The 525-nt window shown below is 37.9% G+C and carries 1 protein-coding gene; it reads right to left on the bottom strand.

Annotation, left to right across the window (positions count from 1 at the left end; translation table 11 throughout):
• Positions 1-27 precede the first annotated feature (27 nt).
• A partial coding sequence (locus WFH18_RS17715) for an IS1 family transposase (protein WP_164543412.1) occupies positions 28-525 on the bottom strand: 498 nt, incomplete at its 5' end.

Here is a 525-nt window from a genome sequence, read left to right as displayed (position 1 = left end):
GGTGGTGTTTCAAAAAGTATGCTGGCGTTAAACAAATCCGTTATTAAGGTAAAAGAAAGTCAAATCAAAGGCTTTAAAATGATTTTCGAGCTTTTTAGAAAAGTTGCAACTTCTCCTAAATCCACGCCTGATTCGATGACGAATTCTACAATTGTTACCTTCAATACCGACGGTAAAAAACTTACCGATCACTTGCTTGCAACATTGAAATGCTGTGATAAAACTATCCCAATGATCACTCGCAATTCGAGCATATTGAACCCCAAGCTTTTTAAGTCTAGCTTTAAGACGTTGAACCGTTGCTAAATCCCGCTTACCCCAAACATAAGCAACAATTTCTCCAGATTCTCGATGGTAGGCATAAATAAGCCATTGTTTATTTTTCTTATTCCCTACAAAAGTCCAAAGTTCATCGACTTCAAGACATTCGTAGTGGCTTTGTTTAGGCTGAATCTGATAGATCGATTCACTTAAGGTTCGTAATACCTTGCCAATGCTGATACGCTCGACTTCAGCAATATCTCT

It is taken from the genome of Acinetobacter sp. USHLN143, assembly GCF_037145695.1.
Classification (GTDB): Bacteria; Pseudomonadota; Gammaproteobacteria; order Pseudomonadales; family Moraxellaceae; genus Acinetobacter; species Acinetobacter fasciculus.
Note: the sequence above shows the minus strand (reverse complement) of the source record. Positions and strands in the feature narration are given on the sequence as shown.